At 69.7% G+C, this 16,455-nt stretch carries 15 protein-coding genes, 1 tRNA gene and 1 pseudogene; 8 read left to right on the forward strand and 9 right to left on the reverse strand.

Going from position 1 to position 16,455, the window contains the following annotated elements; all coding sequences use genetic code 11:
* Positions 1-201, forward strand: a pseudogene (locus tag QK444_RS16585) (hypothetical protein); the annotation flags it as partial.
* A 560-nt stretch (positions 202-761) separates the two neighbouring features.
* Here the strand turns inward: QK444_RS16585 and QK444_RS16590 are convergent.
* Positions 762-1,511 (reverse strand): SDR family oxidoreductase, encoded by a 750-nt coding sequence (locus QK444_RS16590; protein ID WP_282781300.1) that lies wholly within the window; start codon positions 1,509-1,511, stop codon positions 762-764.
* Positions 1,512-1,758: 247 nt separating this feature from the next.
* On the opposite strand from QK444_RS16590, the gene QK444_RS16595 reads away from it, so the two are divergent.
* Complete coding sequence (locus QK444_RS16595) at positions 1,759-2,631, forward strand: TIGR03619 family F420-dependent LLM class oxidoreductase (protein WP_282781302.1); 873 nt, start codon at positions 1,759-1,761, stop codon at positions 2,629-2,631.
* A 15-nt stretch (positions 2,632-2,646) separates the two neighbouring features.
* Here QK444_RS16595 and QK444_RS16600 read toward each other — a convergent pair whose 3' ends face one another.
* Both QK444_RS16600 and QK444_RS16605 read right to left on the reverse strand, forming a co-directional pair.
* Positions 2,647-3,651 carry a malate dehydrogenase gene (locus tag QK444_RS16600; RefSeq protein ID WP_282781304.1) on the reverse strand — a complete coding sequence of 335 codons (1,005 nt, stop codon included), beginning with the start codon at positions 3,649-3,651 and terminating at the stop codon, positions 2,647-2,649.
* A gap of 40 nt (positions 3,652-3,691) precedes the next feature.
* Positions 3,692-4,531: an N-formylglutamate amidohydrolase gene (locus QK444_RS16605; protein WP_282781306.1), complete on the reverse strand. Its 840-nt coding sequence runs from the start codon at positions 4,529-4,531 to the stop codon at positions 3,692-3,694.
* A gap of 90 nt (positions 4,532-4,621) precedes the next feature.
* Between QK444_RS16605 and QK444_RS16610 the strand changes: the two genes are divergently transcribed.
* Together QK444_RS16610 and QK444_RS16615 are read left to right on the forward strand one after the other, a co-directional pair.
* Positions 4,622-5,503, forward strand: coding sequence for an alpha/beta hydrolase (locus QK444_RS16610; RefSeq protein ID WP_282781308.1), 882 nt, complete (start codon positions 4,622-4,624; stop codon positions 5,501-5,503).
* Positions 5,504-5,555: 52 nt separating this feature from the next.
* Positions 5,556-6,428, forward strand: a complete 873-nt coding sequence (locus tag QK444_RS16615; RefSeq protein WP_282781310.1) for an LLM class flavin-dependent oxidoreductase — start codon at positions 5,556-5,558, stop codon at positions 6,426-6,428.
* Positions 6,429-6,771: 343 nt separating this feature from the next.
* Here QK444_RS16615 and QK444_RS16620 read toward each other — a convergent pair whose 3' ends face one another.
* A complete protein-coding gene (locus QK444_RS16620; RefSeq protein WP_282781312.1) occupies positions 6,772-7,377 on the reverse strand; it encodes a TetR/AcrR family transcriptional regulator in 606 nt (201 codons plus the stop codon).
* 76 nt (positions 7,378-7,453) lie between these two features.
* Here QK444_RS16620 and QK444_RS16625 point away from each other — a divergent pair, with 76 nt between their 5' ends.
* Positions 7,454-8,206 (forward strand): alpha/beta fold hydrolase, encoded by a 753-nt coding sequence (locus tag QK444_RS16625; protein ID WP_282781314.1) that lies wholly within the window; start codon positions 7,454-7,456, stop codon positions 8,204-8,206.
* 94 nt (positions 8,207-8,300) lie between these two features.
* Here the strand turns inward: QK444_RS16625 and QK444_RS16630 are convergent, their stop codons facing one another.
* Together QK444_RS16630 and QK444_RS16635 are read right to left on the reverse strand one after the other, a co-directional pair.
* Positions 8,301-9,254 (reverse strand): alpha/beta hydrolase family protein, encoded by a 954-nt coding sequence (locus QK444_RS16630; protein ID WP_282781326.1) that lies wholly within the window; start codon positions 9,252-9,254, stop codon positions 8,301-8,303.
* Positions 9,255-9,390: 136 nt separating this feature from the next.
* The gene (locus QK444_RS16635; protein ID WP_282781316.1) at positions 9,391-10,113 is read right to left on the reverse strand and encodes a TioE family transcriptional regulator; all 723 of its coding nucleotides are present in this window, start codon (positions 10,111-10,113) and stop codon (positions 9,391-9,393) included.
* 81 nt (positions 10,114-10,194) lie between these two features.
* On the opposite strand from QK444_RS16635, the gene QK444_RS16640 reads away from it, so the two are divergent.
* Complete coding sequence (locus QK444_RS16640) at positions 10,195-11,319, forward strand: erythromycin esterase family protein (RefSeq protein WP_282781318.1); 1,125 nt, start codon at positions 10,195-10,197, stop codon at positions 11,317-11,319.
* Between the two features lie 54 nt (positions 11,320-11,373).
* Positions 11,374-11,445 (forward strand) — tRNA-OTHER (locus QK444_RS16645).
* Positions 11,446-11,905: 460 nt separating this feature from the next.
* Here QK444_RS16645 and QK444_RS16650 read toward each other — a convergent pair.
* The gene (locus tag QK444_RS16650) at positions 11,906-13,288 is read right to left on the reverse strand and encodes an MFS transporter (protein ID WP_282781319.1); all 1,383 of its coding nucleotides are present in this window, start codon (positions 13,286-13,288) and stop codon (positions 11,906-11,908) included.
* Positions 13,289-13,705: 417 nt separating this feature from the next.
* Positions 13,706-14,452, reverse strand: a complete 747-nt coding sequence (locus QK444_RS16655) for a hypothetical protein (RefSeq protein WP_282781321.1) — start codon at positions 14,450-14,452, stop codon at positions 13,706-13,708.
* Here QK444_RS16655 and QK444_RS16660 point away from each other — a divergent pair.
* Positions 14,433-14,753 carry a hypothetical protein gene (locus tag QK444_RS16660; RefSeq protein ID WP_282781323.1) on the forward strand — a complete coding sequence of 107 codons (321 nt, stop codon included), beginning with the start codon at positions 14,433-14,435 and terminating at the stop codon, positions 14,751-14,753. The genes QK444_RS16655 and QK444_RS16660 overlap by 20 nt on opposite strands.
* 54 nt (positions 14,754-14,807) lie before the next feature.
* Here QK444_RS16660 and QK444_RS16665 read toward each other — a convergent pair.
* Positions 14,808-16,455, reverse strand: a 1,648-nt coding sequence (locus tag QK444_RS16665) for a M13 family metallopeptidase (RefSeq protein ID WP_282781324.1), incomplete at its 5' end; no start/stop codon positions are given.

The raw sequence follows: 16,455 nt of genomic DNA on the forward strand, positions 1-16,455 counted from the left end.
CCGGGTGGCTACATGGGCGCGCCCTACGGCGGCGCGGCGGGCCAGCGTGGCACCGACGACAACCACACCCGCACCGTCCAACCCCACCACAACCACTCCGGCGAAGCCGAACTCACCGGCAATCTCGGCCCGGCCAGCCCCGAAGTCATCGGCGACACCGCCACCGCGGACGGTTCCGGCGACCACGACGCCACATCCTGACCCACCGCAGCAGGGCGGCAGATCCCACCCGGTGAGCGGCGGTCCCGGCCGCCCGGCCCGGGTAGGCGGTGCGCAGCCGAACGCGCGGTACCGCACGATCGATCCCCCGCAGCCCGATCACTCCGACGCAACCGAACTCACCGGCGATCTCGCCCCGCCCACCCCCGAGGGAACCAGCGACTCCACCACCGGCAGGCCGCCCGGTCAGCTCCACGACATCACACCCGGAGACACCGTACGGCTGGGCCGCCCATCCTCCCGGGCGGATGGCGCCCGCGCTATCCGCGGCTGCTTCACCGCGCGAACCCGTGCGGCGAGGGCATAGAGGTCGCTGCGGGTGTCGAGGCGTCCAGGCGACCGACCACCCGACAATTCCGCGCCCCGGAAACGCCGACCGGACGAGCGCTCACCGCACCCTCTCACCGTTCGCGACCGGGCACGTCGCATCGGATCCGAGCGCCACTCCGCGTCCTTCCCGGTGGTCGCGGACCTGCCGACCGTGAGCGGATCAACCGACCGGCCCGCTCGCGGGAACGTTCGCGGCGGCCGAGCGGCAACGCTCACACGGCTTCCGGTCGGGCCTGGGCGTCGGTGCCGCCGTCGATGACGAATTGCGCGCCGTGGATGAATCCGGCGCGCGGGCTCAGCAGGTAGGCGATCAGGTCGGCGATCTCCTCGGGGCGGCCGTTGCGGCCGACGGGTGAGGTGAAGTTGCGGATGGCCTCGCCGTAGCGGGGGTCGTCCAGACCCGCTTGCAGCAGCGGGGTTTCGACGCTGCCGGGCGCCACGGCATTGAGCCGCACCCCGGCCGCGCCCCACTCGGCGGCGCGGCGGCGGACCGCGACGGTGACGGCGTTCTTGGAGGCGGCGTAGGCGTAGCTGCCCGCGTAGTCCCCGGCGGAGGCGAACGCCTCCGCCCCGGTTCCGGTGGCGATGGGGTTCTGCGCCCAGGCCAGATGGGTCGACGCCACCGACGACACGACCACGGCCGCGGGTGATTCCCCCTGGCGCAGCGCGGGCAGCAGGGCATCGAGCAGGGCGACGGTGCCGCGGTAGTTGATCTCGACAATGCGCATCGGGTCGGGGACCTGCGGCCCGACGCCCGCGCACAGTACGAGTCCGTCGAGCGCTCCCCCGCCGCGTTCGAGGACCTGGTCGACGATTCCCGCCCGCACGTCCGCGTCGGTGAGGTCGCCGGTGAGGTCGGCGTCGGCCAGGTCGATGCCGATGATGTCGTGCCCGGCGGCGCGCAGGACGGCGGCGGTGGCCGCGCCGATGCCCGAGGCGGAGCCGGTGATGGCGATCGTCATGGCTGCGATTAGAACAGGATGCAGATTCACCGGGCAATGCCCGGCGGATCCGATCTCGGACACCGGGACCGCGGTCGCCGCACCCCGGGCGCACCCGCTACGACTGACCATGCGCCCCTGGGCGTGTCCACCGTCCGGATTCGGATCGCCGGTTCGGTCGCGGACCACCGCGGTGCCGGACTAGCATCAGCGCAAGAACTAGAATCTGTTCTAGTTTTCGCCCGCCCACTGTCGAGAGGACGACCCGATGCGCTTCACCTATGCGGAGGCGATGACCGATCCGGACTACTACATCCCGCTGGCCCAGGCCGCGGAGGCCGCCGGATTCCACAGCATGACCGTCGCCGACAGCATCGCCTACCCCGCGGAGTCGGACTCGAAATATCCCTACACCAAGGACGGCAATCGCGAGTTCCTCGACGGCAAACCGTTCATCGAGACCTTCGTGCTGTCGGCCGCCATCGCGGCGGCCACCACCACGCTGCGACTGACGCCGTTCGTACTGAAGCTGCCCATCCGCCCGCCGGTGCTGGTGGCCAAGCAGGCGAGTTCCCTCGCCCGCCTGAGCAACAACCGCTTCGCCCTGGGCGTGGGCATCAGCCCGTGGCCGGAGGACTTCCAGATCATGGGCGTGCCGTTCGAGAAGCGCGGCAAGCGGCTCGACGAGTGCATCGAGATCGTGCGCGGCCTCTCCACCGGCGAGTACTTCGAGTACCACGGCGAGTTCTACGACATTCCGCGCATCAAGCTCACCCCCGCCCCCACCGAGCCGCTGCCCATTCTGATCGGCGGCCACTCCGACGCCGCGTTGAAGCGCGCGGTGCGCCTGTCCGACGGCTGGATGCACGCGGGCGGCAGCGCCGAGGATCTGGACAAGTATCTGGCGCGCATCGAAGAACTGCGCGCCGAGCGCGACCTGACCACCCCGTTCGAGATCCATGCCGTCTCCCGTGACGGTTACACCCCCGACGGGGTGAAGCGCCTCGAGGAGAAGGGCATCACCGATCTGATCGTCGGCTTCCGCAACTCCTATGCCATGGAGCACGACACCGAATCGCTGGCGGACAAGATCACCAAGCTGAAGTGGTACGGCGACACTGTGATCGCCAAGTTGAGCTGACCGGGAACACCCGGCTCAGGACCGCTTGGCGAAGCCGAGCTCGATGACGGCGTCGCGCTCGCTCGCCAGCTCGGCCACGCTGAGATCGATACGCGCCCGGGAGAATTCGTCGATGGCGAGGTCGGGGACGATGGTGTACGCGCCGTCCGCGCAGGTGACCGGGAACGAGCTGATCAGCCCTTCCGGCACCCCGTAGGAACCGTCCGACGGCACCGCCATCGACACCCAGTCCCCGGCCGCGCTGCCCAGCACCCAGTCGTGGACGTGGTCGATGGCGGCGCTGGCCGCACTCGCCGCCGACGACGCGCCGCGCGCCTGGATGATGGCCGTACCCCGTTGCTGCACGGTGGGAATGAAGTCGTGTTCGATCCAGGCGCGATCGTCGATCACCTCCGGCGCGGGCCGTCCGGCCACGGTGGCGTGGCTGATATCCGGATACTGGGTGGCGGAGTGGTTGCCCCACACCGCGATACGGTGGATATCGGCGGCGGGCACGCCGGTCTTCTTCGCCACCTGGGCGATGGCTCGATTGTGGTCCAGCCGGGTCAGCGCGGTGAATCGCGCGGCGGGCACATCGGGTGCGTTGCTCGCGGCGATGAAGGCGTTGGTATTGGCCGGGTTTCCGATCACCAGCACCTTGACGTCGTCGGCCGCACTGGCATTGATGGCCGTGCCCTGATCGGTGAAGATCGGACCGTTGGCGGCGAGCAGATCGGCGCGTTCCATACCGGCGGTGCGGGGACGCGCGCCGACGAGCAGCGCGATATTCGCCCCGTCGAAGCCGATCCACGGGTCATCGGAGATGTCGATCGACGACAGCAGCGGGAACGCGCCGTCCTCGAGTTCCATGGCCACCCCTTCGAGGGAGCCCACCGCGGCCGGGATCTCGAGCAGTCGCAGCCGCACCGGAGTGTCCGGTCCGAGCATGGCTCCGGAGGCGATCCGGAACAGCAGACCGTAGGCGATCTGTCCGGCGGCACCGGTCACGGTGACGGTCACGGGTCGGGCGGCACTGCTCACGACGAACTCCTAGCGCTTGTCGGACACTCCGCTGTTCACCCTAATCACGCTCACCCTGCCCGGTCCCGGTTGGTGAGCCCGACGTGAGCGAGTAGACAGTGGCGGCGTCGGCCAGTTCGGCGAGCATCGAACCAAGATCGACGACGGCCGCGGGCCGGGGTTCGCCGTGCGCGTCGAGGTACAGGTCGCGACGGATCTCGATCATGACGGCGGCGACCCGGAGGTCGCGGCGGTAGTGGGCCAGCGGGACATAGCAACCCGCGTACGGGGTGTCGAACTCGACCGCGCCCGCCGCCCCGAATACGCGCCGCGCGGCGGCCGCGAGCCAGGGCGGGGTGTGGGTCGCGTCGGTGCCGACGCAGATCGGCGGGCGCGGCCGGGCGGCATCCTCGAATGCCGAGGGACGCGCCGGATAGGAGTGCACGTCGATCACCACGGCCGCGCCGGTGGCCGCCAGCCGCTCGGACACCAGGGCGGTGACGGCGGCGGCGTAGGGATGGAAGTATCGCGCCAGGAGTTCATCGGCCGTCGGCCCCGTATCCGTGCGCAAAGCCGCACCGCCGCAGGTGCGTTCGTACACCGCGCCGCGCCCGTGCCGCAGCATCGGTTCGCTCGCGTCGGGGAAGCGCTCCGGATCCACCACCAGCCGCGAGTAGCGGTGCACCGCCCGCCACGGCCGCCGCGCCGCCCGCTCGGTCGCCGCCGCGGCGATCGAATCGGTTGCGGTGTCGGTGGATTCGGCGAGTTCGGCCGCGAGGGCCGGCTCGGACAGGGCGATTCCGGCGCGCACGTCGGGCGGAATCTCGCGTCCCGCGTGCGGCACGTGCAGCGCTACCGGACTCGTCGGGTCGCCCGGATGGATCACGCACGGCTGCGTCATGCGCTCACTCCCTTCGATGTCCCCACGCTTGATGATACGTACATACCATTTTCGTGATATGTTCGTATCATCAAGCGGTAAGGGGAGATCATGACCAAGCTCGGACGGTTCACCGATGACGCGGCGCGGGCCGCCTATCTGCGCGCCTACGATGCCGTGGCGGCGGCGTGGCCGGTGCCGTGGACCGATATCGACGTCGAAACCTCCTTCGGCACAACACGTGTCCGCCGATCGGGAGCAGGGGAAGGAACGCCGCTGTTCCTCTTCCCCGGGATGCAGGGCAACGGATTGTTCTGGAGCCAGTCCATCACCGAGCTGGCACACGACCGCACGGTGTACACGCCCGACGTCATGGGCTGGGCCGGGCGCTGCGCGCAGACCTCTCCGCTGCGCGACGAAAACGAGATCGCCGAGTGGGCAGCCGAGACGATCGCCGGACTCGGAGCCGATCACGTCCATGTGGCGGGCTATTCCCTGGGCGGATGGCTGGCAGCCGTGCTCACGGCCCACCGCCCCGACCGGGTGGCCAGTCTGAGCCTGCTGGAACCGGCTCCGGCCACCTTCGCGCGGCCGAGCTGGCGACTGCTGTGGCGCTTCATGGTCGCCGGATTCCGCCCCACGCGGGCGAAGATGGAGACGTTCAACCAGTGGATCGCTCCACGCACCCGGCTCACCGAGTCGGAGTGGGCGATGCTGTTGGCGAGCTTCGACTTTCGGCAGGGGATGCCGTGGGCGCGTCCGCTGCCCGAGGAGCGCTTCGCCGCGATATCCGCCCCGCTGCTGGTCCTCTTCGGCGGTGACACCGTCGTGCACGATCCCGGGTGGGCGGCCGACCACGTCCGTCGACTGCGACCGGACGCCGATATCGAGACCTACCCCGGCGTCGGACACGACATGATCTGGGCGATCCCCGACCGGGTGATCCCCCGCTTCCTGGACTTCGTGCGCGCACACGAGCCCGCACGGGCCTGAGCCCTCCCGGAATCCACCGGACGCGAGTACCGGATTCTGGTAGGCAGGGACCATGACGAGTCTCGGCGTGGTGTTCCGGCCCCAGCGTCCCCCCGAACGGCTGCGCAATGCGGTTCGGGCAGCGGATGATTCGGGCCTCGAGGAGCTGTGGCTGTGGGAGGACTGCTTCCTCGAGGGCGGCATTTCGACCGCCGCGGCGGCACTGGCCTGGTCGGAGCGGGTGCGGGTCGGCGTCGGCGTGCTGCCGGTGCCGCTGCGCAATGTCGCCGTGACCGCCATGGAGATCGCCACGCTGGAACGCCTGTTCCCCGGGCGCGGGATCTGGGGTGTCGGGCACGGGGTACAGGACTGGATGGGGCAGGTGGGCGCGCGCGCCGCCTCCCCGCTGACCCTGCTGCGCGAGTATCTGGACGCGCTGCGGGGACTGCTGCGTGGTGACCGATTGACGGTCAAGGGTCGCTACGTGCGGCTCGACGATGTCGGCCTGGATTGGCCGCCCGCCGCCGCACCGCCGATGCTGGCCGCCGCCACCGGGCCTCGCACCCTCCGGCTGGTCGGTGCGGCGGCCGACGGCGTCATCCTCACCAGTTCCACTCCCGCCGACGGCATTCGCGAAGCCAGCCGGATCGTCGCCGCCGCTCGCCCCGAATCCGTGACCGGCCAACCCTTCCCGATCGTCGTGTACCTCCTGGCCGCGACCGGCCCGAACGCCGCCGACCGGGTGGCCGCCGAACTCCGCGCCCAGGGACGCGATGCCATCGCGGGCATCGGTGTGGCCGGGGACGCCCACGCCGTCGCCGACGCCGTCACCCGCTGGTCCGAGGCGGGTGCCACCAGCGTCATCGTCGAACCCACCGCCGACGAGCCCGATCCGGAGGGTTTCATTCGCTTCGTCGCCGACCGGGTCCGCCCGCTGGTCCCCTGAAGCGCGTCGGTAGCGTCGCGGTCGGCACCGCGGCGTCACCGACGGCCACGAGCTCGCGTCGATCGGCACGCCGCCGCTCCCGGTCAGGCCGGAGCATCGGCGACGCCACAGCGTGCTGTCGCCGCGCGGCCGAGCACGCTGCCGCCGCGTGGCCGGGAACAGCGTCATCGCGCGGTCACGCACCATCGCCCGCGCAGTCACGGACCTTCGACACGCGGCCACGCACACCATCGACACGCGGCCATCCACATCGATATCGCGGGGCTGAACGCGCCGTCATCGCGCCGCGAAAGGACTGGCGTACGCGAATCGTCACCAGGAACAACACCCGGCCAGGCCTGCGCTAGCACGGATCCAGTCCCAGCGTCCGGGCGAGATGGTCTGTCCACCAGCGTACTTGGCGCTCCGGACTATCGGCCGCCCGGCCGGTGAGACCGGCGCTGCGGCGGAACGGTGCGCCGTACAGTGGTTCGGTGGCGAGTGCCTGATGCAGGGCGGCGACGGCCAGCCGGGTGTCGTCGATCGGAATGTCGGCGGCATCGGGTCGCAGCGCGTGCAGCGCGTCGACGACCGGAGTGAGCATGCCCGATTCCGTATCCCGCCAACCGGCGGCGTGCAGGGCGACGGCCAGTTCCCCGTACCCCTGTCGATAGAAACCCGCCAGGGCCTCGACCAGTTCACCGAGGTCGGCGTCGCGGTCGAGCCACGAGTCCAGCACCTGCCGCAGTCCGGCCCGGATCTTGCGGCCGCCGTGGCGCAGCAGGGCCTCCAGTAGCCGGTCCCGATTTCCGAAGTGGTGGTTGACCCCCGCATCGGTCATACCGACCGCGGCCGCGACGGCACGGACCTGGACCGCGGCCACCCCGCCCTCGGCGAGCAGCCGCTCGGCGGCGTCCAGGATCAGCCGACGCGCTTCGTCGGGAGCGCGGCGTACACGTGATGCGGTCACGCCGCCACCTTACCTTGACGCGCCAACGCAACCCGCCTACGGTCTACCTTGACACCGCAAGGTAGGAGGACCGGCCATGACCGACCCAGACATTTCTCGCTCCCGACATCTCACCCGCCCCGACTCGGTCGTACTGCGCGGCGAGGAGATCGGTGCCGGACCTTCCGTCCTACTGCTGCACGCCGGTGGTGAGCAGCGACAGGTATGGACCCCGGTCATGACCCTGCTCTCGGCGGCGGGATTCCGGTGCGTGGCCTACGACCAGCGCGGCCACGGCGAATCCGGCGGCGAGCGAAAGACTTTCGCACCCTGCGCGGGCGATGTCGGCGCGATGGTGCTCGCCGAGCCGCCGGGCTGCCTGGTGGTCGGCGCTTCCCTGGGCGGACTCGCCACTCTGGCCGCCCTCGCGGATCCGGCGGTGCGCGACCGGGTGGCGCGGCTGGTGCTGGTGGACGTCGTCCCCGATATCGACCCCGCCCGCGCCCGCCGCTTCCTCGCCGACGCCGGTGTACTCGACGGCTACACCGAACTCGTCGACGACATCCTCGCCCAATTGCCGCGCCTGCGGCAGCTCACCGCCACCCTCGATCTTCCCCTCCGGCTGGTCCGCGCGGGCACCGACACCCCGCTGTCCGACGACGACATCGCCCGCTTCCGGCACACGGCCCCCCACGCCACGGTGACCGAGATCCCGCAGGCCGGACATCTGGTGGCCCGCGACCAACCCGCGGCCCTGGCGGCCGCCATCGCCACCGAATGCCGCCATCTGAGACTCGGGCGCGGTATGGGCGGACGGGTCGCCGCGCGGAGCCGCGTCGGCGGGGTGTGATCGCCACCGCGACCGCGCGGGTCGACGATGACCACTGCGGCGCGCCCAGACACGGGCCTGCCCACCCGAAGCCCCGTCTCGCGACCGGTCGTGACTACAGACCCAGGCCGCGGGCCAGGACCGGCCAGGAGTCGATGAAGTCGTCGTGCCAATAGCCCCAGGAGTGGGTGCCGGAGGGCCGGAAGTTGTAGGTGGCGGGGATGTTCAGGGCGTCCAGGCGGGTTTTGAGATTGTGGGTGCAGTAGTTGGTCGCGCCCTCGATGACGCCGCCGACGAGCAGTTGGTTGGCGAGGACGCGGGGACCGCTGCCGGCGGAGTATTTGCTGTCCAGGACGTCGTGGATGCCGGGGAGGCCGTTGCCGGTGGACAGGTACAGGTCGAGGCCGCGGAGCCCGTCGGCGTTGACGACCGGGTCGTTCTCGGTCCAGGCGGGGGCGCCGACGGGGCCGTACATATTCTCGACATCGCCGCCGCCCCAGACCTCCACGGCCAGCTTGACGAACTCGCGTCCGACCGGGTCGGCGGACTGCGCGCAGCCGGAATAGGCGGCGACCGCGCGGTACAGGCCGGGCTTGTGGATGGGCAGATTGAGCACGGCGGTACCCGAAGTCGACAGTCCGGCAACGGCATTGACGCCGTTGGTGCCCAGTGCGGCATCGATGAGCGGGGGCAGCTCCTCGGTGAGGAAGGTGCGCCACTTGATCTTTCCGCGCTCCGGGTCGGGTGCGATCCAGTCGGTGTAGTAGGTGAACGCACCGCCGATCGGCTGCACCACGTTCACGTTCTTGTCGGCGAGGAAGCCGGTGACGATATCGGTTTTGGTCTGCCAATTCGCCGTACCCTCACCGCCGTCGGCGCCATTGAGCAGATACAGGGTCGGTCGCGGCACCGAGGCGTCGGCGGGGCGCCGCACATCGACCGGGAAGTATTGCTCCATCGCGGCCGAGTACACGAACAGTCGGAGCGTGCGGTCGTCGGTGAAGGTCACCTTCATGATTCGCGAACCGTTCGGCGCGACCGGATCGGCCAGCAGCTGTCGCGAGTCCATGACCGGATCGCCCGCCGCGGCGGTGGGCGTCACGAGTCCGATTCCGGCTAGCGCGACGAACGCGGCGATCAGGGCGGCGGCCCGCCTGCCGTACGGGAGGTGTCGACGAATCACCCTGGTACCGTAACCGCCTCGCTCAGCCGTGCGGCCCGGTATCGATGCCCGAGGTACGGAGATAGCTTCCGAGCTGCCCGGCCGCCTCGAGCATGGCGACGCCGCGCGCGGTGAGCTGCCGCTGCCACCCTGCCAGGGCCGCGGCCAGCCGGTCCGTGCCGCCCGCCGCGCGAATCTGCTGGACCACCGTCGCGATGGACGCCAGCGGGTATCCGCCGCGCCGGAGCAGATGGGCCAGTTCGGCATCGCGTACATCGGCCGGGCGGTACAGCCGATAGTCGGTGACCGGTTCGCGATCCGGAGCCAGAATGCCCGCCTCCTCCCAGGTGCGCAGGGTCGCCGGGGTGAGTCCGAGCAGTCGGGCCAGCTCGCCGATGGTCCGGGTGCCGGTCCGCCCCGTGGCCTCGCGCGGCGCCGCGGTGAGTTGCTCGACCGCCGCCCGCACCGACACCAGCGTCTCGCGGTCGCGCCGCAACTGTCCGTGGCCGCGGTCGATGACCGTCAGCGCGTCGTCGAGCGCGCCGTCGTGAATCGCGTTCATGATTCGCCCGCTCGCCGCGTGCCCGAAGGCGGGAATCAGCGCCAGGTAGGTGCGCAACGCCGCCGCGTGCGTCTCGGTGTAGACCCGATAGCCGCTGGGAGTGCGCCGCGCGGGCGGCAGGAACCCGTCCCGCTCGTAGTTGCGGACGGCCTGGGTCGAGATGCCGTGCTCACGCGCGAGATCAGCGGGGCGCAGAGTGACCATCGATTTGAGAGTTTACCTGCTGAATACGGGGTAACCGTTGGGCAAGTTTCCACCGAGGTTTCACCGATACGATCGAAATACATGAGCCAGGACATTCGAGACTTCCTCACCCCGTCATGTGAACTCGTGGGCCTGGGTGAACCCACGCATTTCGAACCCGCCTTCGCGCGGCTGCGCAACGACCTGTTCGCCCGACTGGTGGAGTGCGGCTTCCGCTCCGTCGCACTGGAATCCGATCGGGTCGCCGGTTTCGCCGTGGACGACTTCGTCCAGGAGGGCATCGGCGATCTCGATACGGTGCTGCGCGAGGGCATCTCGCACGGCTTCGGCGAGCTGGAGGCCAATCGCGAGTTGGTCGTCTGGCTGCGCCAGTACAACGAGGGTCGACCACCCGAGCAGCGGGTGGCCTTCCACGGCATCGACGCTCCGCTCGAAACCATGAGCGCCCCCAGCCCCCGCCGCTACCTCGAGTTCGCCCGGGACTACCTGGAACTCGATCTGGAGCTGGCGGATCTGCTCGGCGAGGACGAACGGTGGAGCCGCACGGAGGCGGTCTTGGATCCGACGGTATCGCCGGGCGCGACGGCCGAGGCGCAGCAGCTGGCGGCGATCGGTGACGATATGCTCAGCCAGTTGTACGGCCGCTCCCCCGGACTGATCGCGAAAACCTCACGCGCCCGGTGGCTGCGCGCCCGAGCCCACCTCACCGCCGCGCTAGGACTGCTCCGCTACCACCGCCAAGCCGCCCGCCCACTCCAGCCCGAGGCCCGGATCTCCCTGCTCAGCAGCACCCGGGACGTACTCATGGCGCGGAACCTGCTCGAGATCCGCGATATCGAAGCCGATCGCGGCCCCACCCTGGTCTTCGCCCACAACAGTCACCTGCAGCGCACGCAGACGCATATGCCCATGGGCGAACTGGATGTCACCTGGTTCCCCACCGGTGCCATCGCCGCCCAGTTCCTCGGCGACCGCTACACCTTCATCGCGGGCAGCCTGGGCCACAGCGACGCCATCGAACTGAACGAGCCCGCGGCCGACACCTTCGAGGGCTTCCTCCAGCACCGCTTCCCCACCTGGGGCCTCCTACCCACCCGCGACCTCCCCTCCGCCCGCGTCCGCACCGACGTCACCCAACCGCAGGGCTACTTCCCCCTCGATCAGTCCATCCTGGAAGGCACGGACGCGGTGCTCCACATCGCCTGATCCCCCGCAACTCTGTTGTCGCACAATACCACTCGGCGATATCCTGCTTCTGTCCGTGGAGTAGTTCAATTGGTAGAACACCCACCAGCAAGTGGACGGGCGCGGGTTCGATTCCCGCCTCCACGACCCCGCCCGCCGGACACACGGTTATGGTACTGACAGAGTGCGTCGAATCGTCTTGGCGGTAACAGGGTTTCGCCGCAATAGCAGCGATGCTGGGTAGTACCGGCATCCGCATATCGTGCTGGCCGGACAGGCCCGGGCGGAGCGGCAGAGGAGGCATGCCGGTCTCCGCCCGGGCCGCGACTACGCGCGCTCGCCCCGAAGGACCCGTTTCAGCTCGTATAGCCGCTGCTCAGCCATTGGCGGTCGAGGACAGGAACGGTACGCCGGATTGAGCGGAATGAGCCTGACCTGGTGACCATCGTGAGTGTGGTGAACAACCTCGAACTCGGTGATGGCGTCGAGGGCCGGCCACCGGTCGTATCGCGCGATCGGAACGCCACTCGACGGGTACATGGAAGCCAGCTTGCTGGTGAGGGCCATGGCAGACGTCGGCATCGCGGACGCGGTCACCGACGGCTGCTCAACCGGCGGCGCGTGCGTCGAGCTCGTAGCGGTCGCCGATCCGCAGCAGGGCCAGCACGGACATGAAGATCGCTGGTACCAGGACCAGCATGGCGGGGACGAGCGGTTCGCCGCCGTAGCCGGCGGCGCTCACCAGATCGGAGGTCAGGCCGACGAAGAATGGGCCGAGTGCGCCACCGAGGGTGACGAGAAAGGTGAGCAGGGCGAATCCCAGGCCACGGCGGACGGCGGGGACCACATCGGCCGAGACCGCGGTGAGATTGGGGATCGCACCGGCGAATCCGCCGCAGGCCAGAGCGATCAGGGTGGCACGCGCCGGAACACCGGGCGTGAGTAGAGCGCCCGCGAGGGCGAAGGCGCCGGTCAGCAGGAAAACGGTGGCGACGGTGATCCGTCGGCCGGGCCGGACGGCATGGGCGCGGTCACCGAATCTGCTGCCCGCGATGATGCCCACGACAATGCCGGTACCGCCGATCGCTCCCGCGAGCCCGGAAGCGGTGTCGTAGCCGAGGCCCTCGGTACGCTCGAGCAGTGTCGGGAGCCAATAGAACACACCCCCGATTCCGAGCGAGAGCAGGGCTTGGCCGATGATCACTCCGGCCAGCGTCCTGATGCTCAGCAGTTCCCGCGCTTCCCGGAGCAGCGAGACCGAAGGCGTGGGCGTGCCGGCTGTCACAGACTCGCCGATGCGACACTGGTCGAGGCGATCCCCCAAGCCCCGCAACGGTTCCCGGACGGTCAGCACCAACGCCGCGACCACCAGGCCGGGCAGGGCGGCAACGAAGAACACCATGCGCCACCCGAGGGCCTCGGCCAGCACCCCGCCGAGGATGACGCCGGTCGGCAGGCCCAGGTAGTAGCCAGCGCGCTCGAACCCGTACGCCTTGCCGCGGCTGCGAGCCGGATAGTAGTCGGCGAGCAGGCTGGACGCGGGCGGGTTGTAGAGCTGTCCGGCGGCGCCGATCAGCACGCGCACGAGGAAGAACAGTACGAATGTGGTCGCCAGGCCGCTCAGGACGGAACACAGCGACCACACGAGGACGACGATCGATATGGTGGCGACGCGCGGCGCACGGTCGGCGAGTCGCCCAGCGGGCAACAGGAGCACGGCGCCCGCGATGCTCGCGGCGGTCGGTATCGCTCCGGCGGCGGTGTCACCGAACCCGAAGTGGGCCTGGATCGCGGGCAGCGCCCCGGCGATCAGATTTATCTCGAACCGATCGATGAACGCGACGAGCCCGACGGCGATGGCGGGCCACCATCCCAGTGGCGCGGATTTCGTCAGATCGACGATGCGGGACGGACGGCCGGCGGATACGACGATGTCGATGGAGCCGTTCGGGACGGGAGCAGCGTCCACCGGGGACACGGTTTCGGCCATGGGATCGGCTGCTGCCCGAAAAGGTGGCCGGTGTCGCCGTTGGGAGGACCGCCCCGTCCAGGCGAATCGCCGAATATCTCTGTTGAACAAGTGATTCCGATTCCTGGCTGTGCTGGCGTCACGGCACGCGTCCGTGACCACGGGACCCGGCCTGCCATCTCGCCCTCCGGGCTATTGTTTCGCACGAGGATACTACGTTTCCCAGAAGGAGGTAGCGCGTCGAGAACGATCCGCTACGCCGCGCGGAATGCGATCGGGTGGAATCGATCTCGCCAGATCCGGACCCCCTGCCGACGTAGCCACCTGCGACCCGGCTGGTAGCGGTCGTCCGTGCCCGGCGGCAGCTCGTCCTCGTGGCTGCCGCGCTGAGACTCGATCAGGTCGGTGAGCGCAGACCCGCGACAACCCGTAGCCGGGTCAACCGCCCAGGCTCGACAGGCGATTGCGGCGCACGACCTCCTCGTGCAGCGCCGCCACCCGAGGCGGGAGCGCGCCGGGATCGCGCAGGGTGGGCCGGGGCATGGGGTCGACATCGGCGTCGATCATGGACAGCCGGATCACGGCGCCCGGCCGGTCCAGCGCCCATGAATGCGTATGTCCCGGGCGCGGATAGGTTTTCGCCTCCGAGCCGTAGACGAAGCGGGAATCGTCGGTGACCAGTTTGAAGCGGCTGGCCATGCCCTGGGATTCGGCCTCGCTGCGATTGCCCGGATTCGGCAGGGAGAGCGCGTCCTGCACCGCGCGCAGCAGTTTGTCGCGGTCGGGAGTCTGCATGGCGGGGATGCGGGGCGGGCACTCGGGGTCGAGTCCGGCGATCCGCTCCGACTGGTCCTCGAAGCGCTGCGGGAACGGCAGGGTGAAGCACACGTCGATATGGACCGGTGCGTCGATGGGCCGCCAGCGGATACCCACTCGGAGCAGGGCGTCCGCGGCGATGGTGTCGCGCCAGACGTACATATCCTTGTCGGCGGCCCGGAGCTGACCGGGGCCGATCGCGACCATGGAGCCCTGGGTCTTCGGAACACCGTGGGAGACGATCCATATGGTGCGGTCCGGCACCCCGGCCATACCGCCGAGCCCGTACTCGGTGACTTCGCCGTCCCCGACGGCGGCGTCGAACCGGGCCGCCCGCTTGCGCGCGGCCGTGGAACGCTGGCGGGGCACCCGGCTGGCCGATCCCGTCGGCTGGGCGCTCGTCCTCGGCTGGGTCCTGGTCGTCGACCGGGTCGGTGTCGTCGGCTGGTCCGACGTCGGCGGGGCGGCGGCCGTATGCCCACAGCGCGGACAGCGGGGCGTATCCGTCCCGACCAGGAAACCGCATCCTTCGCAGATGCGGCGCCGGCCCGAATCGATGAGCGCCTGCGCGTCGAACACCGCCACCGTCGCCTACGCCTCCGACTCGCGGGTGCGGCGGGTGGGACTCGGCGGGTGGCTGCGCACGGACGATCCTTTCGACGGGCGGTGATGTGCCGATTCTCCCCCACCCCTGCGACACGGTCGGCCAATCACCCGCGGAGTGTCACATGGCGACCCGCGTCGACTCCGCCAGATACAGTCGATCCGACGACCGCACCTCGAACGCGGTGTAGAACTCCGGCATATTGCGAACCACCTGGTTCACCCGGAATTCGGCGGGTGAGTGCGAGTCGAGGGCGAGCATGGTGGCCGTGTACTCCGGGCTCGCCGCCGCCCGCCACATGCGGGCGTAGGCGAGAAAGACCGGACGGTAGTCTGGGGTCGCATTGCCGCGCCGCCGTTCGGCCAGTCGGAAGGCGGCCAGCGCCGTGGCCATACCGCGCAGATCGGCCAGATTCTCGATGACGGTGAGCGCCCCGTCGACATGGTGTTCCGGGGCGAGCCCCGCCGGAACCAGCGGATCGTACTGCTCGATCACCAGCCGGGTCTTGGCCTCGAACGCGGCCTTGTCCGCCGCGGTCCACCAGTCGCGCAGACTGCCGCCGGCGTCGAATTTCGAGCCGCCGCTGTCGAATCCGTGACCCATCTCGTGGGCGATCACCATGCCGATGCCGCCGTAGTTCACCGCCGCGTCGGCGTCCGGGTCGAAGAACGGGGGCTGCAGGATGGCCGCCGGGAGGCAGATGTGGTTCAGTTCCCAGCTGTAACTGGCGTTCACGTCGGAGGGGGTCAGCATACTCCATTCGGCACGATCCACCGGTCGGCCGAGTTTGGCCAGCTGCCAGCGGAATTCGAAGGCGTCGGCGGCGCGCAGGGCAGCGATCAGCGAGCCGTCGGGGAAGTCGAGGCCACTGTAGTCGCGCCAGTTCTCCGGGTAGCCCACCAGCGGGACGACCCGGTCCACCTTGGCGAGCGCCTCCCTGCGGGTGCCCTCGGACATCCACGTGGTCTCCGACAACGCGGTGCGGTAGGCGCTGAGCAGGTCGGTGACCAACTCCTCGACGAGTGCGCGGGATTCGGCCGGGAAATACCGTTCGGCGTACCGGCGGCCGAGGGCGTCACCGAGCCGTTCCCGGATCACTCGCAGAGCGGTTCGCCACGGCTGGCGAGGTTGCCGGGTGCCTTCCAGAGTGCGGTCGAAGAACTCGAAGTGGGCCTCGGTGAACGGGGTGGACAGCGTGGGCGCGTAGCGGGTGACGACCAGCAGCCGCAGGTAGTCGCGCAGCGTGGCCGGATCGGTAGCGGCCCAGAGGCGAGCCATCGCGGTGAGGTGACCGGGCTGATCGGCCACGATCGTGTCGAACGCCGCCGGAGCGTCGGTCACTCCGGCCAGCCAGGCGTCCCAGTCGAATCCCGGTGCCAGTTCCGGCAATTGCCGCCACGCATACGGCTGGTAGGAGGACAGCGACGCGATGAGCTCCACCAGTTCCACATGGCCGCGGGCGATCTCGGTCTCCAACGCGAGGGTGCGAGCGGCGATCTCGGCCGGGGCCGCCATACCCGCCGCGGTGGCGATGCGTTCGAGACAGGTGCGGTACGCGCCGCGCTGGGCGTCGTATTCGACGTCGAGGTAGAAGGATCGGTCCGGCATGCCGAGTCCGGACTGTACGAGGTAGGCCCGGTGCCGACTCGGATCCTTGCGATCGGGCTGGATGCGGACGCCGATCGGCCCGGGTGCGCCGAATGTGGTGAGCTTACCGGCGATCCGCGCGAGATCGGTTTTGTCCGTGGCCTTCTCGATCTCCGACAGC

The sequence above is a fragment of the Nocardia sp. CC201C genome (assembly GCF_030010695.1).
GTDB classification, from domain to species: domain Bacteria; phylum Actinomycetota; class Actinomycetes; order Mycobacteriales; family Mycobacteriaceae; genus Nocardia; species Nocardia otitidiscaviarum.

Bases quoted from the DNA above. Each gene is read 5' to 3' on its own strand.
- QK444_RS16615 (WP_282781310.1), top strand. From the start codon at position 5,556: ATGACGAGTCTCGGCGTGGTGTTCCGGCCCCAGCGTCCCCCCGAACGG.
- QK444_RS16625 (WP_282781314.1), top strand. From the start codon at position 7,454: ATGACCGACCCAGACATTTCTCGCTCCCGACATCTCACCCGCCCCGAC.
- QK444_RS16635 (WP_282781316.1), bottom strand. From the start codon at position 10,113: ATGGTCACTCTGCGCCCCGCTGATCTCGCGCGTGAGCACGGCATCTCG.
- QK444_RS16610 (WP_282781308.1), top strand. From the start codon at position 4,622: ATGACCAAGCTCGGACGGTTCACCGATGACGCGGCGCGGGCCGCCTAT.
- QK444_RS16630 (WP_282781326.1), bottom strand. From the start codon at position 9,254: ATGGACTCGCGACAGCTGCTGGCCGATCCGGTCGCGCCGAACGGTTCG.
- QK444_RS16590 (WP_282781300.1), bottom strand. From the start codon at position 1,511: ATGACGATCGCCATCACCGGCTCCGCCTCGGGCATCGGCGCGGCCACC.
- QK444_RS16595 (WP_282781302.1), top strand. From the start codon at position 1,759: ATGCGCTTCACCTATGCGGAGGCGATGACCGATCCGGACTACTACATC.
- QK444_RS16640 (WP_282781318.1), top strand. From the start codon at position 10,195: ATGAGCCAGGACATTCGAGACTTCCTCACCCCGTCATGTGAACTCGTG.
- QK444_RS16605 (WP_282781306.1), bottom strand. From the start codon at position 4,531: ATGACGCAGCCGTGCGTGATCCATCCGGGCGACCCGACGAGTCCGGTA.
- QK444_RS16650 (WP_282781319.1), bottom strand. From the start codon at position 13,288: ATGGCCGAAACCGTGTCCCCGGTGGACGCTGCTCCCGTCCCGAACGGC.